At 72.2% G+C, this 23,020-nt stretch carries 15 protein-coding genes; 2 read left to right on the top strand and 13 right to left on the bottom strand.

The genetic code is table 11. From position 1 onward, the window contains the following. Positions 1 to 306: 306 nt before the first annotated feature. Positions 307 to 2,430 (bottom strand): DNA gyrase/topoisomerase IV subunit B, encoded by a 2,124-nt coding sequence (locus OIB37_RS27360; RefSeq protein ID WP_330460261.1) that lies wholly within the window; start codon positions 2,428 to 2,430, stop codon positions 307 to 309. A gap of 441 nt (positions 2,431 to 2,871) precedes the next feature. On the opposite strand from OIB37_RS27360, the gene OIB37_RS27355 reads away from it, so the two are divergent. Beyond that, a complete protein-coding gene (locus tag OIB37_RS27355) occupies positions 2,872 to 3,102 on the top strand; it encodes a DUF7455 domain-containing protein (protein ID WP_330460260.1) in 231 nt (76 codons plus the stop codon). A gap of 120 nt (positions 3,103 to 3,222) precedes the next feature. On the opposite strand, the gene OIB37_RS27350 is transcribed toward OIB37_RS27355, so the two are convergent. The 8 genes from OIB37_RS27350 to OIB37_RS27315 all read right to left on the bottom strand — a co-directional run bounded on the left by OIB37_RS27350 (position 3,223) and on the right by OIB37_RS27315 (position 17,710). Further along, positions 3,223 to 4,059, bottom strand: coding sequence for a serine protease (locus OIB37_RS27350; RefSeq protein WP_330460259.1), 837 nt, complete (start codon positions 4,057 to 4,059; stop codon positions 3,223 to 3,225). A 121-nt stretch (positions 4,060 to 4,180) separates the two neighbouring features. After that, the gene (locus tag OIB37_RS27345; protein ID WP_330460258.1) at positions 4,181 to 5,704 is read right to left on the bottom strand and encodes an RNA polymerase sigma factor; all 1,524 of its coding nucleotides are present in this window, start codon (positions 5,702 to 5,704) and stop codon (positions 4,181 to 4,183) included. Positions 5,705 to 6,138: 434 nt separating this feature from the next. Further along, on the bottom strand, positions 6,139 to 7,026 hold the full coding sequence (locus tag OIB37_RS27340) for a FadR/GntR family transcriptional regulator (protein WP_330460257.1): 888 nt from the start codon (positions 7,024 to 7,026) through the stop codon (positions 6,139 to 6,141). Between the two features lie 162 nt (positions 7,027 to 7,188). After that, positions 7,189 to 9,660, bottom strand: a complete 2,472-nt coding sequence (locus tag OIB37_RS27335; protein ID WP_443058211.1) for an ABC transporter ATP-binding protein — start codon at positions 9,658 to 9,660, stop codon at positions 7,189 to 7,191. A gap of 209 nt (positions 9,661 to 9,869) precedes the next feature. After that, a complete protein-coding gene (locus OIB37_RS27330; RefSeq protein ID WP_330460255.1) occupies positions 9,870 to 10,628 on the bottom strand; it encodes an NUDIX hydrolase in 759 nt (252 codons plus the stop codon). 330 nt (positions 10,629 to 10,958) lie between these two features. Continuing rightward, positions 10,959 to 12,923 (bottom strand): glycogen debranching N-terminal domain-containing protein, encoded by a 1,965-nt coding sequence (locus OIB37_RS27325; protein ID WP_330460254.1) that lies wholly within the window; start codon positions 12,921 to 12,923, stop codon positions 10,959 to 10,961. 660 nt (positions 12,924 to 13,583) lie between these two features. Next, positions 13,584 to 15,314, bottom strand: a complete 1,731-nt coding sequence (locus OIB37_RS27320; protein ID WP_330460253.1) for a DUF4192 domain-containing protein — start codon at positions 15,312 to 15,314, stop codon at positions 13,584 to 13,586. A gap of 236 nt (positions 15,315 to 15,550) precedes the next feature. After that, positions 15,551 to 17,710, bottom strand: coding sequence for a RecQ family ATP-dependent DNA helicase (locus OIB37_RS27315; RefSeq protein WP_330460252.1), 2,160 nt, complete (start codon positions 17,708 to 17,710; stop codon positions 15,551 to 15,553). A gap of 588 nt (positions 17,711 to 18,298) precedes the next feature. Here OIB37_RS27315 and OIB37_RS27310 point away from each other — a divergent pair. Continuing rightward, the gene (locus OIB37_RS27310; protein ID WP_330460251.1) at positions 18,299 to 18,919 is read left to right on the top strand and encodes a hypothetical protein; all 621 of its coding nucleotides are present in this window, start codon (positions 18,299 to 18,301) and stop codon (positions 18,917 to 18,919) included. 258 nt (positions 18,920 to 19,177) lie between these two features. Here the strand turns inward: OIB37_RS27310 and OIB37_RS27305 are convergent, their stop codons facing one another. The 4 genes from OIB37_RS27305 to OIB37_RS27290 all read right to left on the bottom strand — a co-directional run bounded on the left by OIB37_RS27305 (position 19,178) and on the right by OIB37_RS27290 (position 22,680). Beyond that, entirely contained in the window at positions 19,178 to 19,810 is a 633-nt protein-coding gene (locus tag OIB37_RS27305; RefSeq protein ID WP_330460250.1) for a hypothetical protein, read from the bottom strand. A gap of 70 nt (positions 19,811 to 19,880) precedes the next feature. Next, complete coding sequence (locus OIB37_RS27300; protein ID WP_330460249.1) at positions 19,881 to 20,582, bottom strand: ribonuclease HII; 702 nt, start codon at positions 20,580 to 20,582, stop codon at positions 19,881 to 19,883. A gap of 185 nt (positions 20,583 to 20,767) precedes the next feature. After that, positions 20,768 to 21,697, bottom strand: a complete 930-nt coding sequence (locus OIB37_RS27295) for an NAD-dependent epimerase/dehydratase family protein (protein WP_330460248.1) — start codon at positions 21,695 to 21,697, stop codon at positions 20,768 to 20,770. After that, positions 21,682 to 22,680 carry a ScbA/BarX family gamma-butyrolactone biosynthesis protein gene (locus tag OIB37_RS27290; protein WP_330460247.1) on the bottom strand — a complete coding sequence of 333 codons (999 nt, stop codon included), beginning with the start codon at positions 22,678 to 22,680 and terminating at the stop codon, positions 21,682 to 21,684. The genes OIB37_RS27295 and OIB37_RS27290 overlap by 16 nt, the downstream gene beginning before the upstream one ends. Positions 22,681 to 23,020: the final 340 nt, after the last annotated feature.

Genomic DNA, 23,020 nt, shown 5'->3' with positions numbered 1-23,020 from the left:
GGAAGCGATCGCCGCCGACGCCTTCGAAACTACGGAAATCCGCCGACCGGGAGATCGGAGCCGGGGTGGATCACGGGTGGAACCCGCGGGTGTCCTGCCTCCACCCACGGGTGGAGAGCCTCGGCCGACACACTCGGCCGGAGTCCTCGGCCGACGCCCTCGGCCGGAGCGCTTTCATCCCGCCGCCTCCGGCCGGAGCCCCCTCACGTCGCTGCCCGGGTATGCGACACAGGGGCCGTGAACGCCAGGGGCCTCGGCCGGCCGCGGTGCGCAGGCACCGCGGCCGGCCGAGGCCCGGACAGTCGGCTACGCGTCGATGCGCGAGCGGTCGAGCGTCGCGGCCGAGCTGGAGATGAACTCCTTGCGCGGGGCCACGTCGTTGCCCATCAGCAGGTCGAAGGTCCCTTCCGCCGCATCGAGGTCGGAGAGGTTGATCCGGCGCAGGGTGCGGTGGCGGGGGTCCATCGTGGTCTCGGCCAGCTGGTCGGCGTCCATCTCGCCCAGACCCTTGTAACGCTGGATGGAGTCCTTGTAGCGGATGCCCTTGCGCTGGAACTCCATGATCGTGTCGCGCAGCTCACGGTCCGAGTACGTGTAGACGTACTTGTCCTGGCCCTTCTTCGGCTGGATCAGCTCGATGCGGTGCAGCGGCGGCACCGCGGCGAAGACCCGGCCGGCCTCGACCATGGGCCGCATGTAGCGCTGGAACAGCGTCAGCAGCAGGCAGCGGATGTGGGAGCCGTCCACGTCGGCGTCGGTCATCATGATGATCTTGCCGTAGCGGGCCGCATCGATGTCGAAGGTACGACCCGATCCCGCTCCTATGACCTGGATGATCGCGCCGCACTCGGCGTTCTTGAGCATGTCGGTCACGGAGGACCGCTGCACGTTGAGGATCTTGCCGCGGATCGGCAGCAGCGCCTGGAACTCGGAGTTCCGGGCCAGCTTCGCCGTACCGAGCGCGGAGTCGCCCTCGACGATGAACAGCTCGCTGCGGTCGACGTCGTCGCTGCGGCAGTCGGCGAGCTTCGCCGGCAGGGAGGAGGACTCCAGGGCGGTCTTCCGCCGCTGCGCGTCCTTGTGCTGGCGGGCCGCGACGCGCGTACGAGCGGCGGCGACCACCTTCTCCATGACGACGCGCGCCTGGGCGGCGCCGTCCCGCTTGGTCGTGGTGAGGAACGCCTTGAGTTCATTGGACACCACGTTGGCGACGATGCGGCGGGCCGCCGAGGTGCCGAGCACCTCCTTGGTCTGCCCCTCGAACTGCGGCTCGGCCAGGCGCACGGTGACGACCGCGGTCAGGCCCTCCAGGGCATCGTCCTTGGTGATGTCGTTCTCGGCCACGCGCAGCAGCTTCTTGGCGCGCAGCGCGTCGTTCATCGTCTTGGTGATCGCCTGCTCGAAGCCGGCGACGTGGGTGCCGCCCTTGGGCGTGGCGATGATGTTGACGAAGGACTTCAGGTTGGCGTCGTAGCCCGTGCCCCACCGCAGCGCGACGTCCACACCGAGCTCGCGGGTGACCTCGGTGGGCGTCATCTGGCCGTGCTCGTCGAGAACCGGGACGGTCTCCTTGAAGCTGCCCTGCCCGGAGAAGCGGAGGATGTCGCACACCGGCTTGTCCGCCGCGAGGTACTCGCAGAACTCGCTGATGCCGCCGTCGAAGCGGAAGGATTCCTCGCCCTTGCTGCCGCCCTCGCCGAGGCCGAGCTCGTCGCGGACGACGATGGTCAGACCGGGCACCAGGAACGCGGTCTGGCGGGCCCGCTGGTGCAGGTTCTCCAGGGAGAGCTTGGCGTCCTTGAGGAAGATCTGCCGGTCGGCCCAGTACCGCACGCGTGTGCCGGTGCGGGTCTTGGGAATCCTCTTGGCCTTGCGCAGGCCGTTCGCCGCCTCGAACTTGGCCTCCGGGCCGTCCCCCGAGAACGCGCCGGGCACGCCGCGCCGGAAGCTGATGCCGTGGGTCTGACCGCTGCGGTCCACCTCGACGTCGAGGCGGGCGGAGAGCGCGTTCACCACCGAGGCGCCGACGCCGTGCAGGCCGCCGGAGGCGGCGTAGGAGCCGCCGCCGAACTTGCCGCCGGCGTGCAGCTTGGTCATGACGACCTCGACGCCGGACAGGCCGGTCTTGGGCTCCACGTCCACGGGGATGCCGCGGCCGTTGTCCCGTACCTCGACGGAGCCGTCGTCGTGGAGGATCACCTCAATGTGGTCGCAGTACCCACCGAGGGCCTCGTCCACGGAGTTGTCGATGATCTCCCACAGGCAGTGCATCAGGCCACGGCTGTCGGTCGAGCCGATGTACATGCCCGGGCGCTTGCGCACGGCCTCGAGGCCCTCGAGGACGAGCAGGTGCCGCGCGGTGTAGTTGGAGCCGTCCCGGTCTGCTCCTGCCAGCAGCGCTGTGGACGGCACGGACGTATCGGCGGTCACGCGGTTCGCTCCTCGCTGAATTTCAGATGAGCCCCTTTGGGGTAAGGGGCCGGCTTCGGTCGCCGCTCAGAGGGTACCGAGGCCTGGTAGAGCCGGTGTAACGCCACCCTCGTCGGAAAACTCAGACTAGTCCAAGCTCGTATGGGTGTTCGATCCCTCGATGGAGTGAAGCACACATCACGTTCCCTTCGAGGCATGAACCATTTAGGCTCCGGGCACGTCCTCATGAACAACCGGCAACCCGGCCGGGAGGACCGAGACTGAAGACAGCGCGAACCCGTAAGCACATAAGACACGCACTACGGCACATTCGCCGCCAACCGGCAGCAGACAGCCACCCCGAAAAGATTTTTTCGAGGAAAAGCCACGAGCGGGAACGTTTTCGGGCTGGTTGGATGTTGACCCTGGTACGACAGCTCGTCGAGCTAGAGAAGAGGCGACGTGACTACTGTTCTGACCCCCGCGAGCCCGCTGACGGCCGCCGATCGCTGCGACCGCTGCGGCGCCCAGGCATACCTGCGCGTGGTCCTGCTCAGCGGCGGAGAGCTGCTCTTCTGCGCCCACCACGGTCGCAAGTTCGAGCCAGAACTCAAGAAGATCGCCGCTGAGATACAGGACGAGACGGAGCGCCTGACGTCCATCCCGGGCACGGCCTCCACCGAAGAGCGCTGAATCTCGCACACCCGACGAGCCAGTCCCGGCACAGGCCGGCGAACGGGCGGCCGCTCCTCCACCAGGAGCGGCCGCCCGCGCTCGTACCCCAGAGACGCCCTCAGAGGCGCCTGGGGCCCTTTACGACCCTTCGGCCGCCCCCATCAGGCGCACGACGTCGGACACGCGCGTGTAGACCCCGGGATTGCCCGGCCGTCCGCACCCGCTGCCCCAGGACACGAGCCCGATCAGCCGTCCCCCGGCCACCAGAGGGCCACCACTGTCCCCCTGGCAGGCGTCCGGCCCGCCCACGGCCTCTCCGGCGCAGAGCATGGAATCGGCGCGGTAGGCGCCACCCAGGCCCCCCGGATAGGCACGGGAGCAGAGGTCGTCGGCCAGCACGTGCACCCGTGCGGCGTGGAGCCGGCGCGGGTAGGCACCGCCACCGCTGGTGTCGCCCCACCCGGACACCAGGGCCTCCGTGCCCGCTGTGTACGCCGGGTCACCGGCGGCCGCCATGGCCACGACGGAACTCTGCGGCAGCGGCCGGTCGAGCGTGAGCACGGCGAAGTCGCCGGAGTTGGCGGCGGCGTCGTAGCCCGGATTGACCCGGGCGTCGCGCACGGCGATCTCCTCGCCGTCGCTCGACATCAGGTCGGTGCGCCCCGCGATGACCTTGAGGTCGGGTACGCGGGCCGGTGACGACCCGAGGACGTCCTCGGCCAGACAGTGGGCCGCGGTGAGTACGGTGGTCGGCGCGATCGCCACACCGCCGCAGAACTGCCCCGCCCGCGTACCCCCGAACCGGTCACGGCTGGACAGTGCCACCGTCCACGGAGCCTGGGAGACGTCGATCGGGAACCCGTCGACCACCACACTGTCCGCGCTGGACGGGGCCGCCCCGAACAGGGGTATGGCGGTGGCGGCGGCCGCGAGGGCAAGCGGCCGGATCAGGGCCCGGGTAACGGAACGGCGCATACGGTCTCCTCACTCAGAGGTGGCGTCGGAACACCCAGAGTCATCCACCGCGGGCCCGCGCGCAGCACGAAGGCCCGGCTCCCGCGTGGGGAACCGGGCCTTCGCCGTCGTGCGGCGAGATCTAGTCGAGGTAGTCGCGCAGCACCTGGGAACGCGACGGGTGGCGCAGCTTCGACATGGTCTTGGACTCGATCTGACGGATGCGCTCACGCGTCACGCCGTAGACCTTGCCGATCTCGTCGAGGGTCTTCGGCTGACCGTCGGTGAGACCGAAGCGCATGGAGACGACGCCGGCCTCGCGCTCGGACAGGGTGTCCAGGACGGAGTGCAGCTGCTCCTGCAGGAGCGTGAAGCTGACGGCGTCGGCGGGGACGACGGCCTCGGAGTCCTCGATGAGGTCACCGAACTCACTGTCGCCGTCCTCACCCAGGGGGGTGTGCAGCGAGATGGGCTCGCGGCCGTACTTCTGGACCTCGATGACCTTCTCCGGGGTCATGTCGAGTTCCTTGGCCAGCTCCTCCGGGGTGGGCTCACGGCCCAGGTCCTGGAGCATCTGGCGCTGCACGCGCGCGAGCTTGTTGATGACCTCGACCATGTGCACCGGGATACGGATGGTGCGGGCCTGGTCGGCCATGGCGCGGGTGATGGCCTGACGGATCCACCAGGTGGCGTACGTGGAGAACTTGTAGCCCTTGGTGTAGTCGAACTTCTCGACCGCGCGGATCAGACCGAGGTTGCCCTCCTGGATGAGGTCCAGGAAGAGCATGCCGCGGCCGGTGTAGCGCTTGGCCAGGGAGACCACCAGACGGAGGTTGGCCTCCAGGAGGTGGTTCTTGGCGCGGCGACCGTCCTCGGCGATGATCTCCAGCTCGCGCTTGAGCTTCGGGGCGAGCTTGTCGGCGTTCGCCAGCTTGTCCTCGGCGAACAGACCGGCCTCGATGCGCTTGGCGAGCTCGACCTCCTGCTCGGCGTTGAGCAGGGGGACCTTGCCGATCTGCTTGAGGTAGTCCTTGACCGGGTCGGCGGTGGCGCCGGCCGCAGCGACCTGCTGGGCGGGCGCGTCGTCCTCGTCCTCGTCCGAGAGCACGAAGCCGGCACTCTCGGTGCCCTCGGGCTCGTCGGTGGCCTTGGTCTCCTCGAGGACCTCGTCCTCGAGCAGCTCGGCGTCGTCCTTCTTGCCACCGGTCTTCTTGGCGGCCGTCTTCTTGGCGACGGTCTTCTTCGCGGTCGCCTTCTTCGCGACCGTCTTCTTGGCCGCGGCCTTCTTGGCGGGGGCCTCGGCGGAGTCGTCGGCGGACGAGGAGGGGGCCGCCGTGGTGGCGGTGGCCTTCCGGGTGGTCACCGTCTTCGCCGCGACCGTCTTGGTGGCGGTGCGCTTCGCCGGACTCTTCGCTGCGACGCTCTTTCGGGTGCGCTTGGGCTCAGCTGCACTGACCATCAGCGTCACACCCTCTTCCTCAAGAATCTGGTTGAGGCTGCGCAGTACGTTCTTCCACTGAGTGGCCGGGATCTGGTCAGCTTCGAAGGCCCGACGCACGTCGTCGCCGGCGATCTGCCCCTCAGCCTTTCCCCGCTCAATGAGCGCCATGACAGAGACGGACTCGGCGATCTCCGGCGGGAGCGTACGGGATGTGCTGGCCGACACGAACAACCTCTCGGAACGTTGGAAAACGGCTTCCGGCCCCGTCCACGACGGACGGAGGCCGACCACCGACCTGGGGATGGGTCGACGGCGCGGGCGGGGGCCGGGAAGATACACAGCGCCTGGCACGGCGTCCGTATTCCTTCCTCGGCTGTCACCTCTTAGGTCATCGCGCTGTCTCCAAGAGCGTTACGCCCAATCTGCGTGGCCCGAGTCACACCCCGTAAGTGGCCGAAAGCGGTCATATATGAACAGAGAGGGATCTGTCGTCGCGGCCGGGACCGCTCCGCCGGCCCGGGCGGCCCGGCTCACCGCCGGGCCCGACCGGACTGCGGGGAATCCGGCGGGGTCCGGCGGCGTCCGGGTCCCGGACCCGGCATCGCCCATGGGTCCACGAGCACGACACACACCGGCGTCCGCACTGTCTTCGGTACGGGTCAGTGCTCGCGCGGGGCTGGAACCACGCGCTCCACCTCGGGGTGGACGGTGAGCAGCTGGCGCATGGCCGACTCGGCCGCCGTGCCGTCACCGGTGCCGATGGCGTCCACGATCCGCGCGTGCTGCGCGAGGGAGGCCTCGGTCGGCCGGTCACACCCCGTGACCGGACCGCCGGAGACCTGAAGGGCGGCGGAGACGATCCCGGAGAGGTGATCCAGCATGCGGTTGCCCGCGATCTGGATGAGCAGCCCGTGGAACTCGGCGTCGGCACGCGAGAAGGTCAGCGCGTCACCCTGCGCGAAGGCGTGGCTCATGATCTCGACCATGTCTGAGAGGCGCTGCTGCACCTCCTCACGGCCGTGCCCGGCGGCGAGGCGGGCGGCCAGCGGCTCGATCGTCCAGCGCAGCTCGCTCAGCTCGCGGCGCTGATCGTCACGCTGCGGCCCGAAGGCCCGCCACTCGATGATGTCCGGGTCCAGGAGGTTCCAGTCGCTGACGGGACGCACGCGCGTGCCGACGTTGGGGCGGGCGCTGACGAGCCCCTTGGCCTCCAGGACGCGAAGGGATTCGCGGACGACGGTGCGGGAGACCTCGAAACGCTGGCCGATCTCCTCGGGGACCAGCGGGCGGTCCGCGCCCAGGTCGCCGGAGACGATCATCTGTCCCAGCTGCTGAACGAGCTGGCCGTGCAGGCCGCGTCCACGGTTGCCCGTGCCGCGCCGGCCCACGCGGCCCAGCTCGTGGTCCGCTCCGTCCCAGGCGGGCGGGGTGACGCGGTCGGGCGCCGGGGAATCGGCGTAGGGGTAACGGTCGAGTTCGCCCGGGCCGACCAGGCCGGAGTCGGAGGAGCGGGCGGCGGTCATCATGGTGTGCGCAAGGGTACTCACGGAACCTTTGTCGGCGTTGTCTCCAACTCCCTTGAGGGCTTTGGTGAAAAGCACACGAAAGGGTGATCGCTCACCCCGTCGCAATTGACGCCTTATCGGAAAGAAATGGGCTTTCCCCGGGGACTTGTGAGCACAGCGGGTCCCGAACCATACGAAGAGCCGTCATCGCACCCTGGTACGCAGCCTCATGAACACGTACGCGCAGAGCAGGGTGCCCAGCGACAACGCCATTGCCCCGCCCACGGGTTGGGCCACGACCCGGGCGGTCGCGAGCAGGTAGCGCTCACCCCCGAAGGGCCACTGCAGCAGGAGCACCTCCCGCATCCGCACCGCGAGTCCGGCGGCGACCGGCACGGCCCGCCCCCCGAGCGCCCTGTGCACGAGGGGTACGACGACGACCGGTACCGCCAGAACGGCGGCGAGGCCCGCAGTGGTGGACCGGAAGACACCGGCCGCCAGCACTCCGGCCCAGGCACAGCCGACCACCAGTCCGAACCAACTCGCGCTGAGCGAAAGCCAGTCCGCGGGAACTTCCGTCAGCTCCCGGCCGTAGACGAGATAGAGCGCTTCGACGTCGCAGCCCAGGGCGAGGAAGGCCAGCATCAGGGCGGTCGCTCCGGAGACGAGGAGTTTCGCGGTGAGCAGCCCCAGCCGGCGGGGCACCGTGCCGCGGTCCGCCGCCAGCGCGGGGTGGCGGAACTCGTCCCCGAAGGCCAGCGCGCCGAGCAGCCCCGCAGCGAGCGCCACGGGCGGCAGCGGCAGCCCACGTGGCCACGCGGCGAACAGCCGAGCCTGCGGGGTGTGACCGATCCGGGCCAGGAGTACGGCGGTGAGCGCGGACACGATCAGCACGGCTCCGCAGGTGAGGAAACCGGTGCTGATCCCGGTGGCACGCCGCAGCTCGTAGCGCAGAGGGCGCAGGGGGGTGGGGGCGGGGCGGACGGAGATGGGCGGGGGGAGGGAGGACAGAGCGTCAGGGCCGCACTCTTCGGCGGGGCGTACGAAGGGGCGGCCGGCGTCGCCCTGGTGGGCGCCGGGATTCCTCGCGCCGGGAAGGGGCGTGCCGGGGGCAGTGGTGGGGGCGGGAGCCGGGGTGGGGTCCGCGGGGCCGGCTTGCGTGTCCGGGGTGGCCGAAGTCGTCGAAGCTGCCGAGGCGGCCGAAGCCGTCGAAGTCGCCTGGAGGGCCGCCTCCGGTGCGGCACCGGTTGAACGTGGGCGCCCGGCGCCCGCCTGCGCGATGGCGGGAAGGGCCCCGGTCGTGTCCGACACGTCCGGCGCGTCCACGGCGTCCACGGCAGCCGCGGTCTCGTCGGCGGCCGTCTCTTCGAGCCCGGGGCCCGCCACGCCGGGCGCCGCTCTCCCGGCTTCGGAGGTGGCCGTCGTCGCGCCGTCGGCCGGGATGCCGTTGGCGTTGGCATTGGTGGTGGCGTTGGCGTGACGTTCCGGCACGGTGTGGTGCCGCCGGGGCTCCGCGACCGATGTCCGCTCTCCGCCGGAGGCCTCCTGGTCCACGGACCCGGGATCGGACGCGCCCTGTTTCTGTTCCACCAGCGGGAAGCCGGGTGAGACCCGTCCGCGCTCCCATGCCGAGGGGGTGGACACCGGGCGCGTGCGCGCTGCGGTCCGCGCCCCACGCACAGAGGCGGAGTCGGAGGCGGTGACAGAGGCGGTCGGCGCCGATCCCTCCGGCGAGGTCTCGTGGAGGACCTGCTCCCGCACGGCCGGTGTCACCCCGCCGTCCTGGTCGGCCCCGGCATCAGGCCCCATGTCCCCCACCTCATCGGCGAGCTGGTGGACGAGGATGCCGTTCCGGAAGGCCGTCTCGCCGATGTCGGCGGTCGTACTGCCGTACACGGAGAGGCGATTGCCGCCTTCGCGCACGACCTCGACGGAACGGTGGCCGGTCCGGGCCTCTTTGGTGAGGAGGGCCGCGAGGCGGGCGGCGTGGGGGCTACGGACGGCCACGCGCGGGCGCAGCCGGGTCCGGGCGAACTCCCTGGCCTCCTGGTCGGCGACGAGTCGCCCGCCGTCGAGGGTGACGACTCGGTCTGCCGTGCGCGAGGCCTCTTTGGGATCGGAGGTCGTGACGAGCACCGTTCCGCCCTGGGAGGCGTGCGCCCGCAGCATGCCGTGCACCCAGCGTGCCTCACGAGCGGAGAGCCCCTCGGCGGGTTCGTCCAGGACGAGGGTGTGCGGGTCGGACAGCAGGGCGCAGGCGAGACCGAGCCTGCGGTCCATGCCGCGCGACAGCGTGCCGAGCCGTTCCTCGCGGAGGCTGACGAGTCCGACCACTTCGAGCACCTCGTCGGCACGCCGGGCGGGGACTCCGGCCGCCGCGCAGAGCATGCGCAGGTGGCCCCGGACCGAGCGGGCGGGGTGACCGGGCACGTCACCGAGCAGCACTCCGACTTCCCGTGAGGGATGGGCGATCCGGCGCAGGGGGCGTCCCCTGAAGTAGGTGATGCCGCGTCCCTGCTGGAGTTCGAGCACCAGCCGCAGCACCGTCGTCTTGCCGGCGCCCGCCGCTCCGAGGAGCGTGGTGACGTGGCCGGCGCGCGCTTCGAACGAGACGTCGTCGACGGCGGGCGGGTGCGCCTTGCGGGGATTGCTGGTCAGTCCGAAGGCCTCGATCACCTTCAGCAAGATAGCGCGCGGTGTCCGTTTTTTCGCTCATCGCCCGATTTGCTACTGGGTGGTGTGCGAAGTGGCGCAACCGGGGTGGGCCGTTCGAGGGACCGGGCCGGGCGCGGTCGGCGCGCCGGTCCGCCGTCGCGCCGACCTGCACATCGCCCGCGTCGGGCCCCGTCAGACCTCGGGGCTCGACCTCGGGGTCTGCTTCGGGGTCAGACCTCGGGGCGGAGCATCGGCGGGTTGAGCAGGGTGGCGCCGCCGGCCTGGAAGAGCTGTGCCGGCCTGCCGCCCTGACGGGTGGTCGTGCCACCGGTGGGCACGAGGAACCCCGGCGTTCCGGTGACCTTGCGGTGGAAGTTGCGCGGATCCAGAGCGACGCCCCAGACCGCCTCGTAGACCCGGCGCAGCTCTCCGACGGTGAACTCCGGCGGGCAGAACGCCGTGGCCAGCGACGAGTACTCGATCTTGGAACGGGCTCGCTCCACCCCGTCGGCGAGGATCCGGGCGTGATCGAAGGCCAGCGGCGCCACCGGTTCGCCGTCGCGGCCGTATCCGCCCTGCTGGAGCAGTTCCTCGACCGGCGCCCAGCGCGCGTTGCTCGCGTCGCCGCCCGCCCGGGGCGCGGGCAGGTCGGGGGCGAGCGCGAGGTGCGCCACGCTGACCACGCGCATGCGCGGGTCCCTCTCGGGGTCCCCGTAGGTGGCGAGCTGCTCGAGGTGGGCGCCCTTGTCCTGGGCCGGGGCCCCGGGATCCTGGGTGCACAGCCCGGTCTCCTCGGACAGCTCGCGCGCCGCCGCCTGGGAGAGGTTCTCGTCGGCCCGCACGAAGCCGCCGGGCAGCGCCCAGCGCCCCTGGAACGGCGCCTCGCCCCTGCGTACCGCCAGCGCGCACAGGGCATGGCGGCGCACGGTCAGCACGACCAGGTCCACGGTGACGGCGAAGGGCGGGAAGGCTGACGGGTCGTAGGGCATGCGGCGATCATAGTCGTCTGCCTGACGATAAACACGTCCTTCGCCGGTCGCATCGACGGCGGATCCGCTTCGTTCCGGTATGGGGCGCAGGGCGGGCTCCTGTTCGTCGTGCCGGTCGCGTCGTGCGGGGTCGCGCGCGCTGTCGTGCGAGGTCACACACGCTTTCGTGCAAGGTCGCACGCACCTCCCGCACGAGGTCGCACGCACTCTTCGTACGCGGTCGAACCCGCCGTCGTGCGAGGTCGAACCGCAACGCCGTGCGCGGTCGCACTCGGCTTCGTACGGGGTCGCACTCGGCTTTGTACGGGTCGCACTCGGCGGCGTGCGGGGTCACACTCCCAGTTGCAGGGCGTCCGCCGCCTCCTCGACCATGGCGAGTCCCATTCGGGTGACCCGTACGGCGAAGGGGGCGCCCGCGACGCGCAGCCCGGTCAGGCCGAGCTCGCCGAGGGGAGCGCTTCGCAACGGGCGCAGGGTGACCGTGCCGGTGGGGACATCGGGGCGGATGCCCGCGACCGCGCCGAGGACCAGGACCGCGGAGGCGGCGGCGGTGGCCGCGGGACGGCAGGCGGCTGGGTGCGGGAGGGGAGCACTCCCGCCGGAGCGCTGCTCCCCCGCGAACATGTCGGGCAGTCGGTACCCGAAGTGCTCCGCCGCTTCCAGCAGTCCTCTCAGCAGGCCGCCGGCCTCCTTCTCGTATCCGGCCGCGGCCAGCCCCGCGACGGCGAGCGCGGTCTCGTGGACTCGCAGGGCTCCGGTCCGGTGGCCGAACGGGTTGTGTCCGGCCTCCTTGGCGCCGAGCCCGCGCAGTCCCCACCCCGTGTCCATCGCGGGGCCGCCGAGCAGTCGGGCGAGCTGGTCGGTCCGCACCTTGTCGAGGAGGCCCTGGGCGAGCCGGCCGCCGCCGAGGAGTCCTGTGTCGAGGAGGTGGACGGCGGACGAGCCGAGGTGGGGCAGCGGCCGGCCGTCGGGCGCGAGGGCCATCGCCGGACGTCCGCCGCCACGGTCCTCGACCCAGAACTCACGCTGGAACGCCGACCGCAGGACTTCTGCCCATTGCCGCAACTCCGCGGCGCCAGGCCGTCCGTACGCGTCGAGGAGATCGGCGCCGAGGAGGGCGGCGCGGTACCCGTGGGCCTGTGTCTCGCAGCGGACCGGGCCCGCGGGCTGCGGGTCGGGGAGGTAGGTGCCGTCGCCGACGGTGGTGCGCAGCCAGGCCAGGCAGCGTTCCGCGGTGGGCAGCAGTTCGCGCGTCTCCTGTTCGGGAAGGCCCCAGCGGCGGGCCTCGGCGAGCAGTACCGGGAAGAGCAGTGTGGCCTCCGTGCCGGTGCAGGCGGGCGGAAGGAGCGCGCCGGCGTCGCGCAGCGGGCCGGGGATCAGGCCGGCCCGCGCGTCGGGGCTCCGTAGCTGTGTGCGGGCCAGGGTGCGCAGTGTGCCCGCGGCGAGTCGGGTGCCCAGGGGCAGCGCCATGCGGGCCGCGGCGAGCGCGTCGGCCGGGGCCATGCCGCAGCGCCAGGGAGCGCCCGCCGCGAGGAAGGTGTCGGCCGGGTGAGCGGGGTCGCGCAGCAGCAGGGCCTGGAGGTCGTCGACCGCGACCCGGAGCCATGCGGACACCCGTGGGTCGTCGCCGGCCGCCCGGGCAAGTCCGAGGGGGCTGGTCGCCGCGTGGCCCGCTGAGCGCAGCGGTCCCGCTCCGACCGGACGTACTCGCAGCTCCACACTCACCGTTCCCCCCGGAGGGAGGTCGAGTTCCCAGCGCAGCAGTCCGGCGGAGGCCAGCGCGTCGGCGGGCGGCGGGTCCGCGGTCACGCAGGCTCCGCCGCCGTTCGCGGTCCAGCGCAGCCCCGAATCGTGGACACTCGCGGGGAGTTCGGGGCCCGCCGCGCCGGAGGCGATGGCTCCGAGGTCCGCGAGGTCGGTGCCCAGGGCGACCTCGACGGGCAGGCGCAGGGGGCGCAGACCGGTGTTGCGCAGCGTGATGTGTTCGGTTCCGTCGGCGTACCGGGTCCGCTCCACGACGATGTCCGGATCCGGTCCCGTCGTGGGCGAGGCGCGCAGCGTGCCCACGAACCGGGCCTGGTCGGCCGCGGTCATCCTGCCCTGCACCGCCAGGGGTTCGCGCCCGGCGACACGGACCTGACACCGTGAGAGCAGGCGCCGGCCGCCCCGGTAGAACCCCTCCAGTCCCCGGCCGTTCAGCTGCCCCTGTTCGTCCGAGATGGCGAGGCCCGGCAGGGCCACGCAGATCAGGGCGTGGTGCGTGGACGGCAGGCCGGGGGCGGAGCGGGGACTCACCGGCGTTGGGCGCGGGACGGCACCGGACGGCCGGTGGGGTCGGCCCGGTGATGAGGCGGAGGAGGCGGGCTGGGGCCGGTCGTGGGCGGAGGGTGCCGTCGGCGCGGTGCGTGGTGGCGGCGGCACCGGTGAAACGGCCGTGCCCGCCTGTGCGGTGGTGGCGCTCGCCATCGGCGGGGACGGCTCGTGCCGGACCCGGGGCGGGCGCCTGTCCTCGGCGCGGGAGGGCGGAGTCGGCTGCTGATGCATGGCGTGCCTTCTTCTGCGCACGGTGCGCCTCGGACGTGCCGGGCGCGGGGTGAGCGCCCGGAGGGACAAGGGTCGTGCAGCGGCGACGCCCCGGTGTTCAGGCGTTCCGCCACTCAGGTGAACGCGAGGAGGCTCGTCCGGGTCACGCGCCGAGGCGGAGAAGCCGACCGAATAGCGGTGTGATGCGCGACACTCGGCCTCGGCGCGCGGGATGCGTCCCCGCCCCCGGGCCTCCCTGCAGAGACGGCCCTGGGGCTGTACCGACGGATGCGGATGCGGGCGGTGTACCGGCTGGCGGCTGGCGGCTGGCGGCTGGCGGCTGGCGGCTGGCGGCTGGCGGCTGGCGGCTGGCGGCTGGCGGCTGGCGGCTGGCGGCTGGCGGCTGCATCGTCTCCGGTTCCGGTTTCGTGCTCAGCCGTCGCTCTCAGCCGCGTGCCGGCCGGTCTCCGCCTTGGTGGCACCGCCTGTGCCGTCGTCCGCACGCGTGCGCGTGCCGCCGGGCCTGGCGCTGCCCGGGTATGCGGGTCCGGTGGCGGGCGGTTGCGGGCGGGAGTGGGCCGGCCGCCGACGTCGACCTTCGGCTCGCGCTGGGCGAGCGCCGCTGTCGCAGGTGTCCGAGGGCCGTGCGCGGCGGCGTCGGCGGGGAGCGGTGCGCGAGCCCGACGCGGCTCCAGCGCCGTCCTCCGGCTCGTCGCCGGTGTCCCTCGCCGGCTCGCCGTCGTCAGCGCCGCCGGCCGGCTCGCCGCCCCGGCACTCCGCTTGCCCCGTGGCTGCCGCGGCGGTCCCGTGTCCCGGGGCTCCCGCGGCTGCCGCGCGGATGTCCGACGACCGGTCCGGCCCCGATGCCGGGCCGGTCTGTTCCGGGTCCCTGTCCCGTTCCTCCGTGTCTCGATCCTCCTCGCCCTGTTCCTCCGTGTCCTGTTCCTCCATGCCCTGTTCCTCCATGTCCCCGCCCAGCGTGCGTCCGGTCCGGTCCGCGCGCAGGCATCGGCGGACCGCCTCGGGGTCGAGCCCCTCGTTGCATGCCTGGTGCAGGAGGCGGGCGAAGAGGTAGTCGGGGTCCGCGCCCAGCGCCATCGCCAGGGCCTCACGGGCCTCCAGCTCGTCGCCGGCCGACCAGGCGACCCAGCCGGCCAGAGTCAGCGGGGCCGCGGCGTGCTCGCCGTACGGTCCGACGCAGCGGCGGGCGAGCGCGCGCCAGAGCCGCAGGGCCGGTCCGGCCTCGTCGCCCTCCATCCAGCCGGCCGCCCGATCGCGGGTCGTACGGTCCTGGAGCCCGAGGATCAGCGTCGCCGCCTCGTCGTGGGCGAGCAGTGCGTCGTCCCTGGCGTCCGCCACGTGCGTACCGGAGACCGGGGGTGCCGCCGCGAACCGGCGAATGACGCGCTCGGCGAGGCCGAGGGTCTCCGACGCGACGTCCGCACGCCTGGCGTCGTCCAGGATGCGGGGCACCAGGGCCATGCCCGCGGTGTCCAGGGCGACCTCCTGCGCGAGGGCGGCGGAGGTCTCCCAGGGCAGCATCCTGGCCCGCAACTCCCTCAGGGTGCCGCGCACTTGGATTCCGGCGTAGGTGGCGGCCGCGGCCAGCACCGAGGTGCCGGGCAGACCCATCGGCGTGCCTTCCTCGGGGCAACATCCCACGACCGGGCAGGAGTACGACCAGAAGCGGCGGTCCGAAATACAGAGGGTCTCGATCACCGGTACGTCGAGGCTGCCGCACTCGGTGCGCAGCAGCTGGGCGAGCGGCCCGAGCCGCCGTTTGACGTCCTGGCCGGATTCACCTGGTCGCGGCTCCTGGCAGACGTAGGCGACCATCTGCTCGGGCCGGGCACCGCGGCGCTCACTGCCGGTCACCAGGCCCCTGGCCAGTTGCCGCGCGGCGGCGGCCCAGTCGTCCTCGCCCGCCGGGATGCCCAGGCGGGCTCGCCCGCCGAACCTGCCCCGGCCGCCGCGGTCGTGGAGGGCGACCAGGACGATGCTGTCCTCGGGCCGGTAGCCGAGCAGGTAGGGCAGCGCGTCGGCCAGCTCGGCCGGGGTGCGCAGCGTGACCTGGGCGTCGTGCGCGGACCGCCCGTCGAGCGGGATTCCTCCCGTGATGTCACCGTTTTCGAAGGGTCCGGTGGTTTCGCCGTGATTCGTCATGCCCAGACGATCTCGCGGATCTTGAGATTCCGCTTGAGCCTGTGGATAACTCGCAACAGGGACACGACAAGATCGGCTGCGGCCGAGGCCGAAGCAACGCCGGTAGCCGGCAGCCGGCAACACCGCAGCACCGCAGCACCGCAGGCAGCCGACAGCCCCGCTCGCCCTCAGGTACACCCCGCTCCCCGAGGAAGAGCGGGGAGCGGGTAAGCGCCGAGGAGACCGACAGGGAAAGCTCAGCCCGCCGCGGCGAGAACCAGCGGGAGAACCTCCTGGCAGCCTGCCTGGCGGAGCAGGCGGGCAGCCACCGCGAGGGTCCAGCCGGAGTCGGTGCGGTCGTCCACGAGCAGGACCGGGCCGGGAGAGTCGGCCAGGGCGCCGGCCAGCTCCGCGGAGACGGTGAACGCGCCGGACAGGGTGCGCAGACGCTGGGCGGAGTTGCTGCGGTGTGCCGTGTGCGCGCCGCTCGGGTCCGCGTGGGTCAGGGTGCCCAGGAACGGGAGGCGGCCGACGGACGCGATTCCCTGGGCGAGGGAGCCGACCAGTTGCGGACGAGACAGGGACGGCACGGCGACGACTCCCACCGGCCGGGCCGCGGCGTCCGGGGACTGCGAGGCCCAGCCGCCGGGAGAGCGGGCCCAGTCGGCGAGGACCGCCACCGCTGCCCGCAGGACATCGTCGGGGACCGGACCGTCGGGCGCGTTCTCGGCCAGCAGCGGGCGCAGCCGGTTGCCCCAGCCGATGTCCGAGAGCCGGCCCAGGGCGCGCCCGGTGGAACACTGCTCCTTCGCCGGGATGCGCCCCTTCAGCTCGATACCCAGGGCGGGCATCCCCGTCGGCCACATCCGGCGCGGCTCGACCTCCACCCCCGGGCGGTCCAGCTCCTTCGTCGCTCCCGCCAGCGCCTCGGCCGAGACGGCTGAACCGACCCAGGCGCCCGCGCAGTTGTCGCAGCGCCCGCACGGGACCGCGCCCTCGTCGTCGAGCTGCCGGCGCAGGAACTCCATCCGGCACCCGGACGTGCTCACGTAGTCGCGCATGGCCTGCTGCTCGGCCGCCCGCTGCCGTGCCACCCACGCGTACCGCTCGGTGTCGTACACCCACTGCTGCCCGGTGCTCGCCCAGCCGCCCTTCACGCGGCGCACGGCGCCGTCCACGTCGAGGACCTTCAGCATCGTCTCCAGGCGGGTGCGCCGGAGGTCCACCGCCGCTTCCAGGGCGGGCACGGACAGCGGCCGTCCCGCGTCGGCCAGGGCCGAGAGGGTCTGGCGGACCTGCGCCTCGGGCGGGAAGGCCGTATCGGCGAAGTAGCGCCAGATCGCCTCGTCCTCCCGGCCGGGCAGCATCAGCACATCGGCGTGCTCCACGCCGCGGCCCGCACGGCCGACCTGCTGGTAGTAGGCGATCGGCGAGGACGGCGACCCGAGGTGGACCACGAATCCCAGGTCCGGCTTGTCGAAGCCCATCCCGAGCGCCGAGGTCGCCACCAGCGCCTTGACCCGGTTCGCCTGCAGGTCGGACTCGGCCTGCAGGCGGTCGGCGTTCTCCGTGCGCCCCGTGTAGGAGGCCACGTTGAAGCCCCGCTGCCGCAGGTACGCGGTGGCCTCCTCGGCCGCGGCGACGGTGAGCGCGTAGATGATCCCGGAACCCCGCAACTCGTCCAGGTGCTCGGCCAGCCAGGCCAGGCGGTGCGCGGCGTCCGGCAGCTGGACCACACCGAGGCGCAGGCTTTCCCGCTCCAGCGAGCCGCGCAGCACCAGGGCCTCACCGGCGCCGGTGCCCAGCTGCTCGGCCACGTCCGCGGTGACCCGCGCGTTGGCGGTCGCCGTGGTGGCCAGCACCGGGACACCGGGTGCGAGGTCGGCGAGCATGGCGCGCAGCCGTCGGTAGTCGGGGCGGAAGTCGTGGCCCCAGTCGGAGATGCAGTGCGCCTCGTCGACGACCAGGAGACCGGTCGTGGCCGCGAGCCTGGGCAGTACCTGGTCGCGGAAATCGACGGAGTTGAGGCGTTCCGGACTCACCAGCAGGACATCGGTCTCGCCGCGCTCCACCTCCTCGTAGATGGTGTCCCACTCCTCCGGATTGGCCGAGTTGATGGTGCGCGCCCGAATGCCGGCCCGCTCGGCCGCCTCGACCTGGTTGCGCATCAGCGCCAGCAGCGGCGAGACGATCACCGTCGGGCCGGAGCCACGCCGGCGCAGCAGCGCGGTGGCGACGAAGTACACCGCCGACTTGCCCCAGCCGGTGCGCTGCACCACCAGCGCACGCCGGCGGTCCTGCACCAGCGCCGCCACGGCCTGCCACTGGTCCTCCCGCAGCCGCGCCGAGCCCCCTGGGTCACCGACGAGCTCAGCGAGGACGATGTCGGCTTCGGTACGGAGTTCCAGATGGTCCATCCCCCCATGCAACCCGATGGTGAGGACGATCGGCCAATCCACACGGCGTGACGAAGAGCTCGTACGAAAGTCGCCGCAGGCGCCTCATCGTCACCGCGGTCACCGCGATCGTCACCGCGGGCACCTCAGCCGTCACCACGGCACAGCGATCGTCACCGCAGGTAGCTCATCCGTCACCACGGTCACCGCGATCGTCACCGCGGGCACCTCAGCCGTCACCACGGCACAGCGATCGTCACCACAGGCACCTCAGCCACGGCCATCGCCGCCGCCACCGCCGACGAGGTCACCCACTCCCCGTCAGCACGGCGTCCACCATCACGTCGCACACGGACGGAGCAGGCCCCGGCACCCGAATCGAACACCCCGGGCGTCGACAGCCATCCCTGTGGGTAGGGATATACATCACACACCACCAGATAACGCTCGGTGGCCCCAATTGCTCGTTGCCGCATTCCAGTTCGAGAGGAAGAATTGGATTCCGCTCCCCGCACGGCTCGCCCGTGATCCGGTTGGGCTTCCCTGCGGTGCGCGCTCCCCCGAATCCGACCTCGCCCGCAGTGTGGGCGCGTAGCCGAAGGGAGGAACGTGACCTTCGGATTCGCCTCGTCGTCGGCGGCCTCGTTGTCGACGTCCACATCCGCCGCTTCCGCCAGTCGTCTGCTCGAGCCCGCCGAGTGGGCCGCCGCAGCAATCCCCCTGTTGAACAACCCGCGCGAGGTCGTCAGCGGTCTGCACGCCCGCCATCACCCCAAACCGTCCACGGCGATCGTGGCCGTGCTCGATCCGGACGAACGACTGTGTGCCAGCGCCTCGTTCACACGTCGTTCCGCCCCGGCCGACGGCTGGATGTTCCGCAACGCGCTGCTCGACCAGCTCCGCCGGGTCATCCCGCACGACCTGCGCCGCCGCACGCCGGTACGCACCGCCGTGCTGCTCTACTGCCGGGAGGGCGACGCGCGCTGGACCGAGGAGGACGGCGCGTGGATGTGGGGGCTGCGCGATGCCTGCACCCTGCACGGACTGCGCTGCGGTGCGTACATCACGCTGACCCAGGAGGGCTGGCAGGTGCTCGGCGAGGGCCGCGGCGGGCGCCGTCCCCACGCTCATTCGACGCCGGAGCCCGTCGCCCTCTCGGAGGTCCCGCCACTGGCCCCCCGCACCGGCGGACCGGTCTCCGAGGTCCTGCGCCGCGTGGCGGCGCGCTGAGGAGAGACCCGCGACCGCCGGGACTGCCGTGACCACCGGGACCACCGGGACTGCCGGGACCACCGGGACCGTCGGCGCGGCGCACGACGCGGCGCATGAAGCGGCGAAACGCACGACGCCCAGGGCCGAAGTCCTGGGCGTACGGTCCGGCGTCACACGAGGCGCACGCCCCGGGTCACAGCACCACTACGGCGCCGTGACCCGGATTCGCCCACGGGACAGCCCGGCACCCCGCGACCGTCAGGTACGGGGCGTGCGTCAGACGCCGGTGTCCAGCAGCGAGTTGATCTGCTGCGGGTCGCCGCAGACGATCAGCAGTGCCCCGGCCCGGGCGCGGGCCAGCGGAAGGACGGTGGCGGCAGCGGAGGCGGGGCCACCGTTGACGGCCACGACGACCACGGGACGGGACGCGGCGCGGGAGACCACGGCGGCGTCGGCGTAGAAGACGTCGTCGCCGGTGTCGTGCTGCGCCCAGTAGGCGGTGTCACCGAAGGACAGCTCGTGCTCGGCCCACGGGTGCTGGGTACCGGTGGTGATCACCAGGACCTCACCAGGGGCGCGGCCCGAGTCCAGCAGCAGGTCCACCGCCTCCTCGGCGGCGTCGAGCGCACCCTCGGCCGAGGCCGGGAGCAACTGGACCTGCGGGGTCGCCGCGGTGGCGGCGGGTGCGGCCGGGCCCGACGGGCCGGGCATGGCCGGAGCCGCCTCACGCGACGTGCGCTGCGCCGGCGGGGCCGGCCGCAGGGGGCCGGGACGACCGGGACGGGCCGGAGCCGCGGGGCGGGGACCGGGTACGGGACGGGGGGTCGGCGTGGTACGGCCGGCGGCCGGAGCGACGCGGGGACCCTGGGCACTCTCGTGAATCTGAGGCTCCTCGGGAATGAGAGGCATGAGCTGATATCTATCAAACGTTGGTGCGGCACGGATGACCGGGGGTGGCACATCAGTGCGAGTGGAAACGTCAGAAATCGAAGCCGAGCTGGCCCTCGATCACCGGAACGCCTCCGTCCGCCAAGCTGCGGACCTTCTTGAGGTGCCGCCACTGGGGCAGCGCATCAAGATACGCCCACGACAGGCGGTGGTACGGGGTGGGCCCCCGCTCCTCCAGTGCGGCCTTGTGCACGGGTGACGGATACCCGGCGTTGTCCGCAAAGCGGAAGTCTGCATGGTCGATGCCCAGTTCGGCCATCATTTTGTCGCGCTGGACCTTGGCGATCACCGAGGCCGCGGCGACGGCGACGCACGACTGGTCACCCTTGATCACCGTGCGCACCGTCCACGGGGCACCGAGATAGTCGTGCTTCCCGTCGAGGATGACGGCGTCGGGACGGACCGGGAGCGCGTCCAGGGCGCGGACCGCGGCAAGCCGCAGCGCGGCGGTCATCCCCAGGTCGTCGATCTCCTCCGGGGAGGCATGCCCCAGCGCGTAGGCCGTCACCCACGACTGGAGTATCTCCGCCAGTTCCGTACGGCGTTTGACCGTCAGCAGCTTGGAGTCGGTCAGGCCCTGCGGCGGGCGGCGAAGTCCGGTGACCGCGGCGCAGACGGTGACGGGTCCGGCCCAGGCTCCCCGTCCCACCTCGTCGACACCGGCAATGACCTTCGCTCCGGTCGTGGCGCGCAGGGAGCGCTCGACGGTGTGAGTGGGTGGTTCATACGGCATGGCGCACCCAGAGTACGCCGCCGGGTTCCGCCCGCGACACCCCGGCCCCTGCCGGGGACCGACCCCGAGGGCCGGGCGTCAGGGGGAAAGCAGGGGCGGGGGGCGAAGGGCGGCGGCGAGAGGCGAAGGAGCGAAGGAAAGCGGCGCTGAAAAAAGTCGGCCGAGAGGCGACGGCCGAGCGTCCGTCAGGCGGCCGGCAACGTGCGGCGGTACCACCGCGCCGACTCGGAGAAGTCGGCGGCGAAGTCCGGGGCGGGCGTGAGGCGCAGATCGCGCCACAGGGGAAGGCCGTCGAACCAGTGGTCGCTCCTGACCATGTCGAGCGCGTGCGACGCCTGCCTGTCCGCGGCGAGCAGCGCCTGGGCCCGGGCCACGGACAGATCGCGTTCCGGCCAGGGGAGCGAGGCACACGCGGCCACCGCGCGGAGCAGCGTGGCCGCGGTGACGGGCACCGGGTGGACCGCGTGGTAGGTGGCCGCGGTGAGGTCGCCCGAGGGCACGAGGCCGGCACCGGCCACGAGGCGGGCCAGGTCCCGGACGGAGATGACGGACATCCGGGCGGTCCAGCCCTCGACGGCGCCGGACAGCGCGCGAAGCAGCCGGACCAGACCCGGCACCACCCAGGTGTCCCCCGCGCCGTGGACGAGATGGGGGCGCAGGACGACGCCGCCGGCTTCGTGGACGGCGTCCTCGGCCGCCGCGCGGGCCGACGAGGTGGGTGATCCCGGGTTCCGGACGAGTTGCCCGGGGCCGGCTCCCCGAAAGGTGCCGCGACCGTAAACGGACGCCGTACTCACGTAGACGACGCGGGACACCCCGGCGCGACGGGCCTCGTCGAGCAGGTTCCGCGTCCCTTGGGCGTTGACGGACTCATTGGCCTCGGGCGTCCCGCCGATGTGCGAGGCGCAGTGCAGCAGGACGTCCACGCCGTCGCACACGCCGCGCAGCGAGCGCGGGTCGGAGAGGTCGGCCGCCACGGTCCGGCGGCCGGACCCCGCGGTGGGCAGGGGCCGGCGGTGCGACATCAGAGTGAGCTCCGCGCCCCCGCGCGCGGCCTCGCGCACGACGTGGCTGCCGACGAAGCCCGCCGCGCCGGTGATCAGAACGGTGCGCACGCGAGGTTCTCCGGCCGGTGCGACATGCTCGGGCGCTCGGACGTCGAAAGCACCATCTCCGCGGCGAAGACCTGCTCGTCCCGCTGGATGCCCCGCACGTGGACGCGGAGGTCCCCGGCGGAGTCGGCGCGTTCGACCCGGGCCTGGATCCAGCACGGAACGTCGAGCTCGGCGTAGCGGGTGAACTCGGCTTCGAGACCCAGGAGGACGGCACCTGGCCGCCGGGTCACGGCGCGGGCCGCCTGCCGTGCGGCCTCGATCAGCAGCATTCCGGGTACGTGGTCGACCGGGTGGTCGAAGTAGACCGGGTGGCTGGTGTCGACGCGGAGTTCCCATCGCGCCTCTCCCACCGTCGCCGGGACGGCGAGCAGGACGTGCCGCGGGCTCGCGTGACCCACCTCGGCCGAGTCGACCGGTACCGGCAGAGTGCGCCCCGTCGTGGTGGGGCGCTCGCCGCGCAGCCGCCGGTGGACGGTGGGGTTCGCGCAGCTGAATCGCGCGCTGCCGGTCGCCACGGGCTGTCCGTCGCGCCGGACGGAGACGGTGTAGCGCATGCCCGCCAGGCTCGTGCCTCGGCGGACGATGTCGTGGCAGACCGTGTGCAGTTCGACGTCGGTCGGGGCAGGGTCGACCGCGAGGGCGGCGGCGGTGGCGTCGAAGGAGATGTCCCACATCAGGAACTGGTGGCCGAACGGCACTCCGTACTCGGCGTGCGCCAGCAGGCTTCCGGTCTGCCGGATCGACTCGATCAGCAGCAGCGGGTCCTGGTGGCCGGCCGCCGGAGCGAAGAGCGCGTGGCTGCGGGGCCACTGGGCGTGAACCACGAAGGAGTCCAGCGAGGCTGCCGCGTCGGCCTCCCAGCCCGTCAGGAACACCTCGGCGACCGAGGCGCGGTGGACGTACTCACGAGGGACGGTGGAAGTGAGCCGCCGGCCCCCGACCGAGGCGCCGCCGGTTCCGGGCGCTTTGACCGAACTCAGCATCTGCGTTGCGTCTCCTGCCTGTGCGCGAGCAGGGATGACCCGGACCACATGCCCCCCTGCCACCAACCGAATGCATACAGCAACAACCTACTGGCACACCGGTATGTTTTTCGAGTAAAGCCTGATTAAAATCAGGCCAGGTTGTTTGATTTCAAGGAGGTTACGTCCCGACCCCTCGAGCCGCCACAACGTACATGCGGGCGTCATATCCGTTTTCCTCCCGTTTACCTGCGGCGTCCTGCCAGGCGGGCCCCGCTCCGCATGCGCTCCACCTGTCGGGAGTTGATTGACAACCAGACAGATCTGCCTGATACGTTCCCGGCAGTGCTCGACGGTTCGT

Origin of the sequence: Streptomyces sp. NBC_00820 (assembly GCF_036347055.1) — a bacterium.
GTDB lineage: Bacteria > Actinomycetota > Actinomycetes > Streptomycetales > Streptomycetaceae > Streptomyces.
The sequence above is the reverse complement of the archived record's forward strand: the minus strand, read 5'-3'. Positions and strand labels throughout refer to the sequence as shown.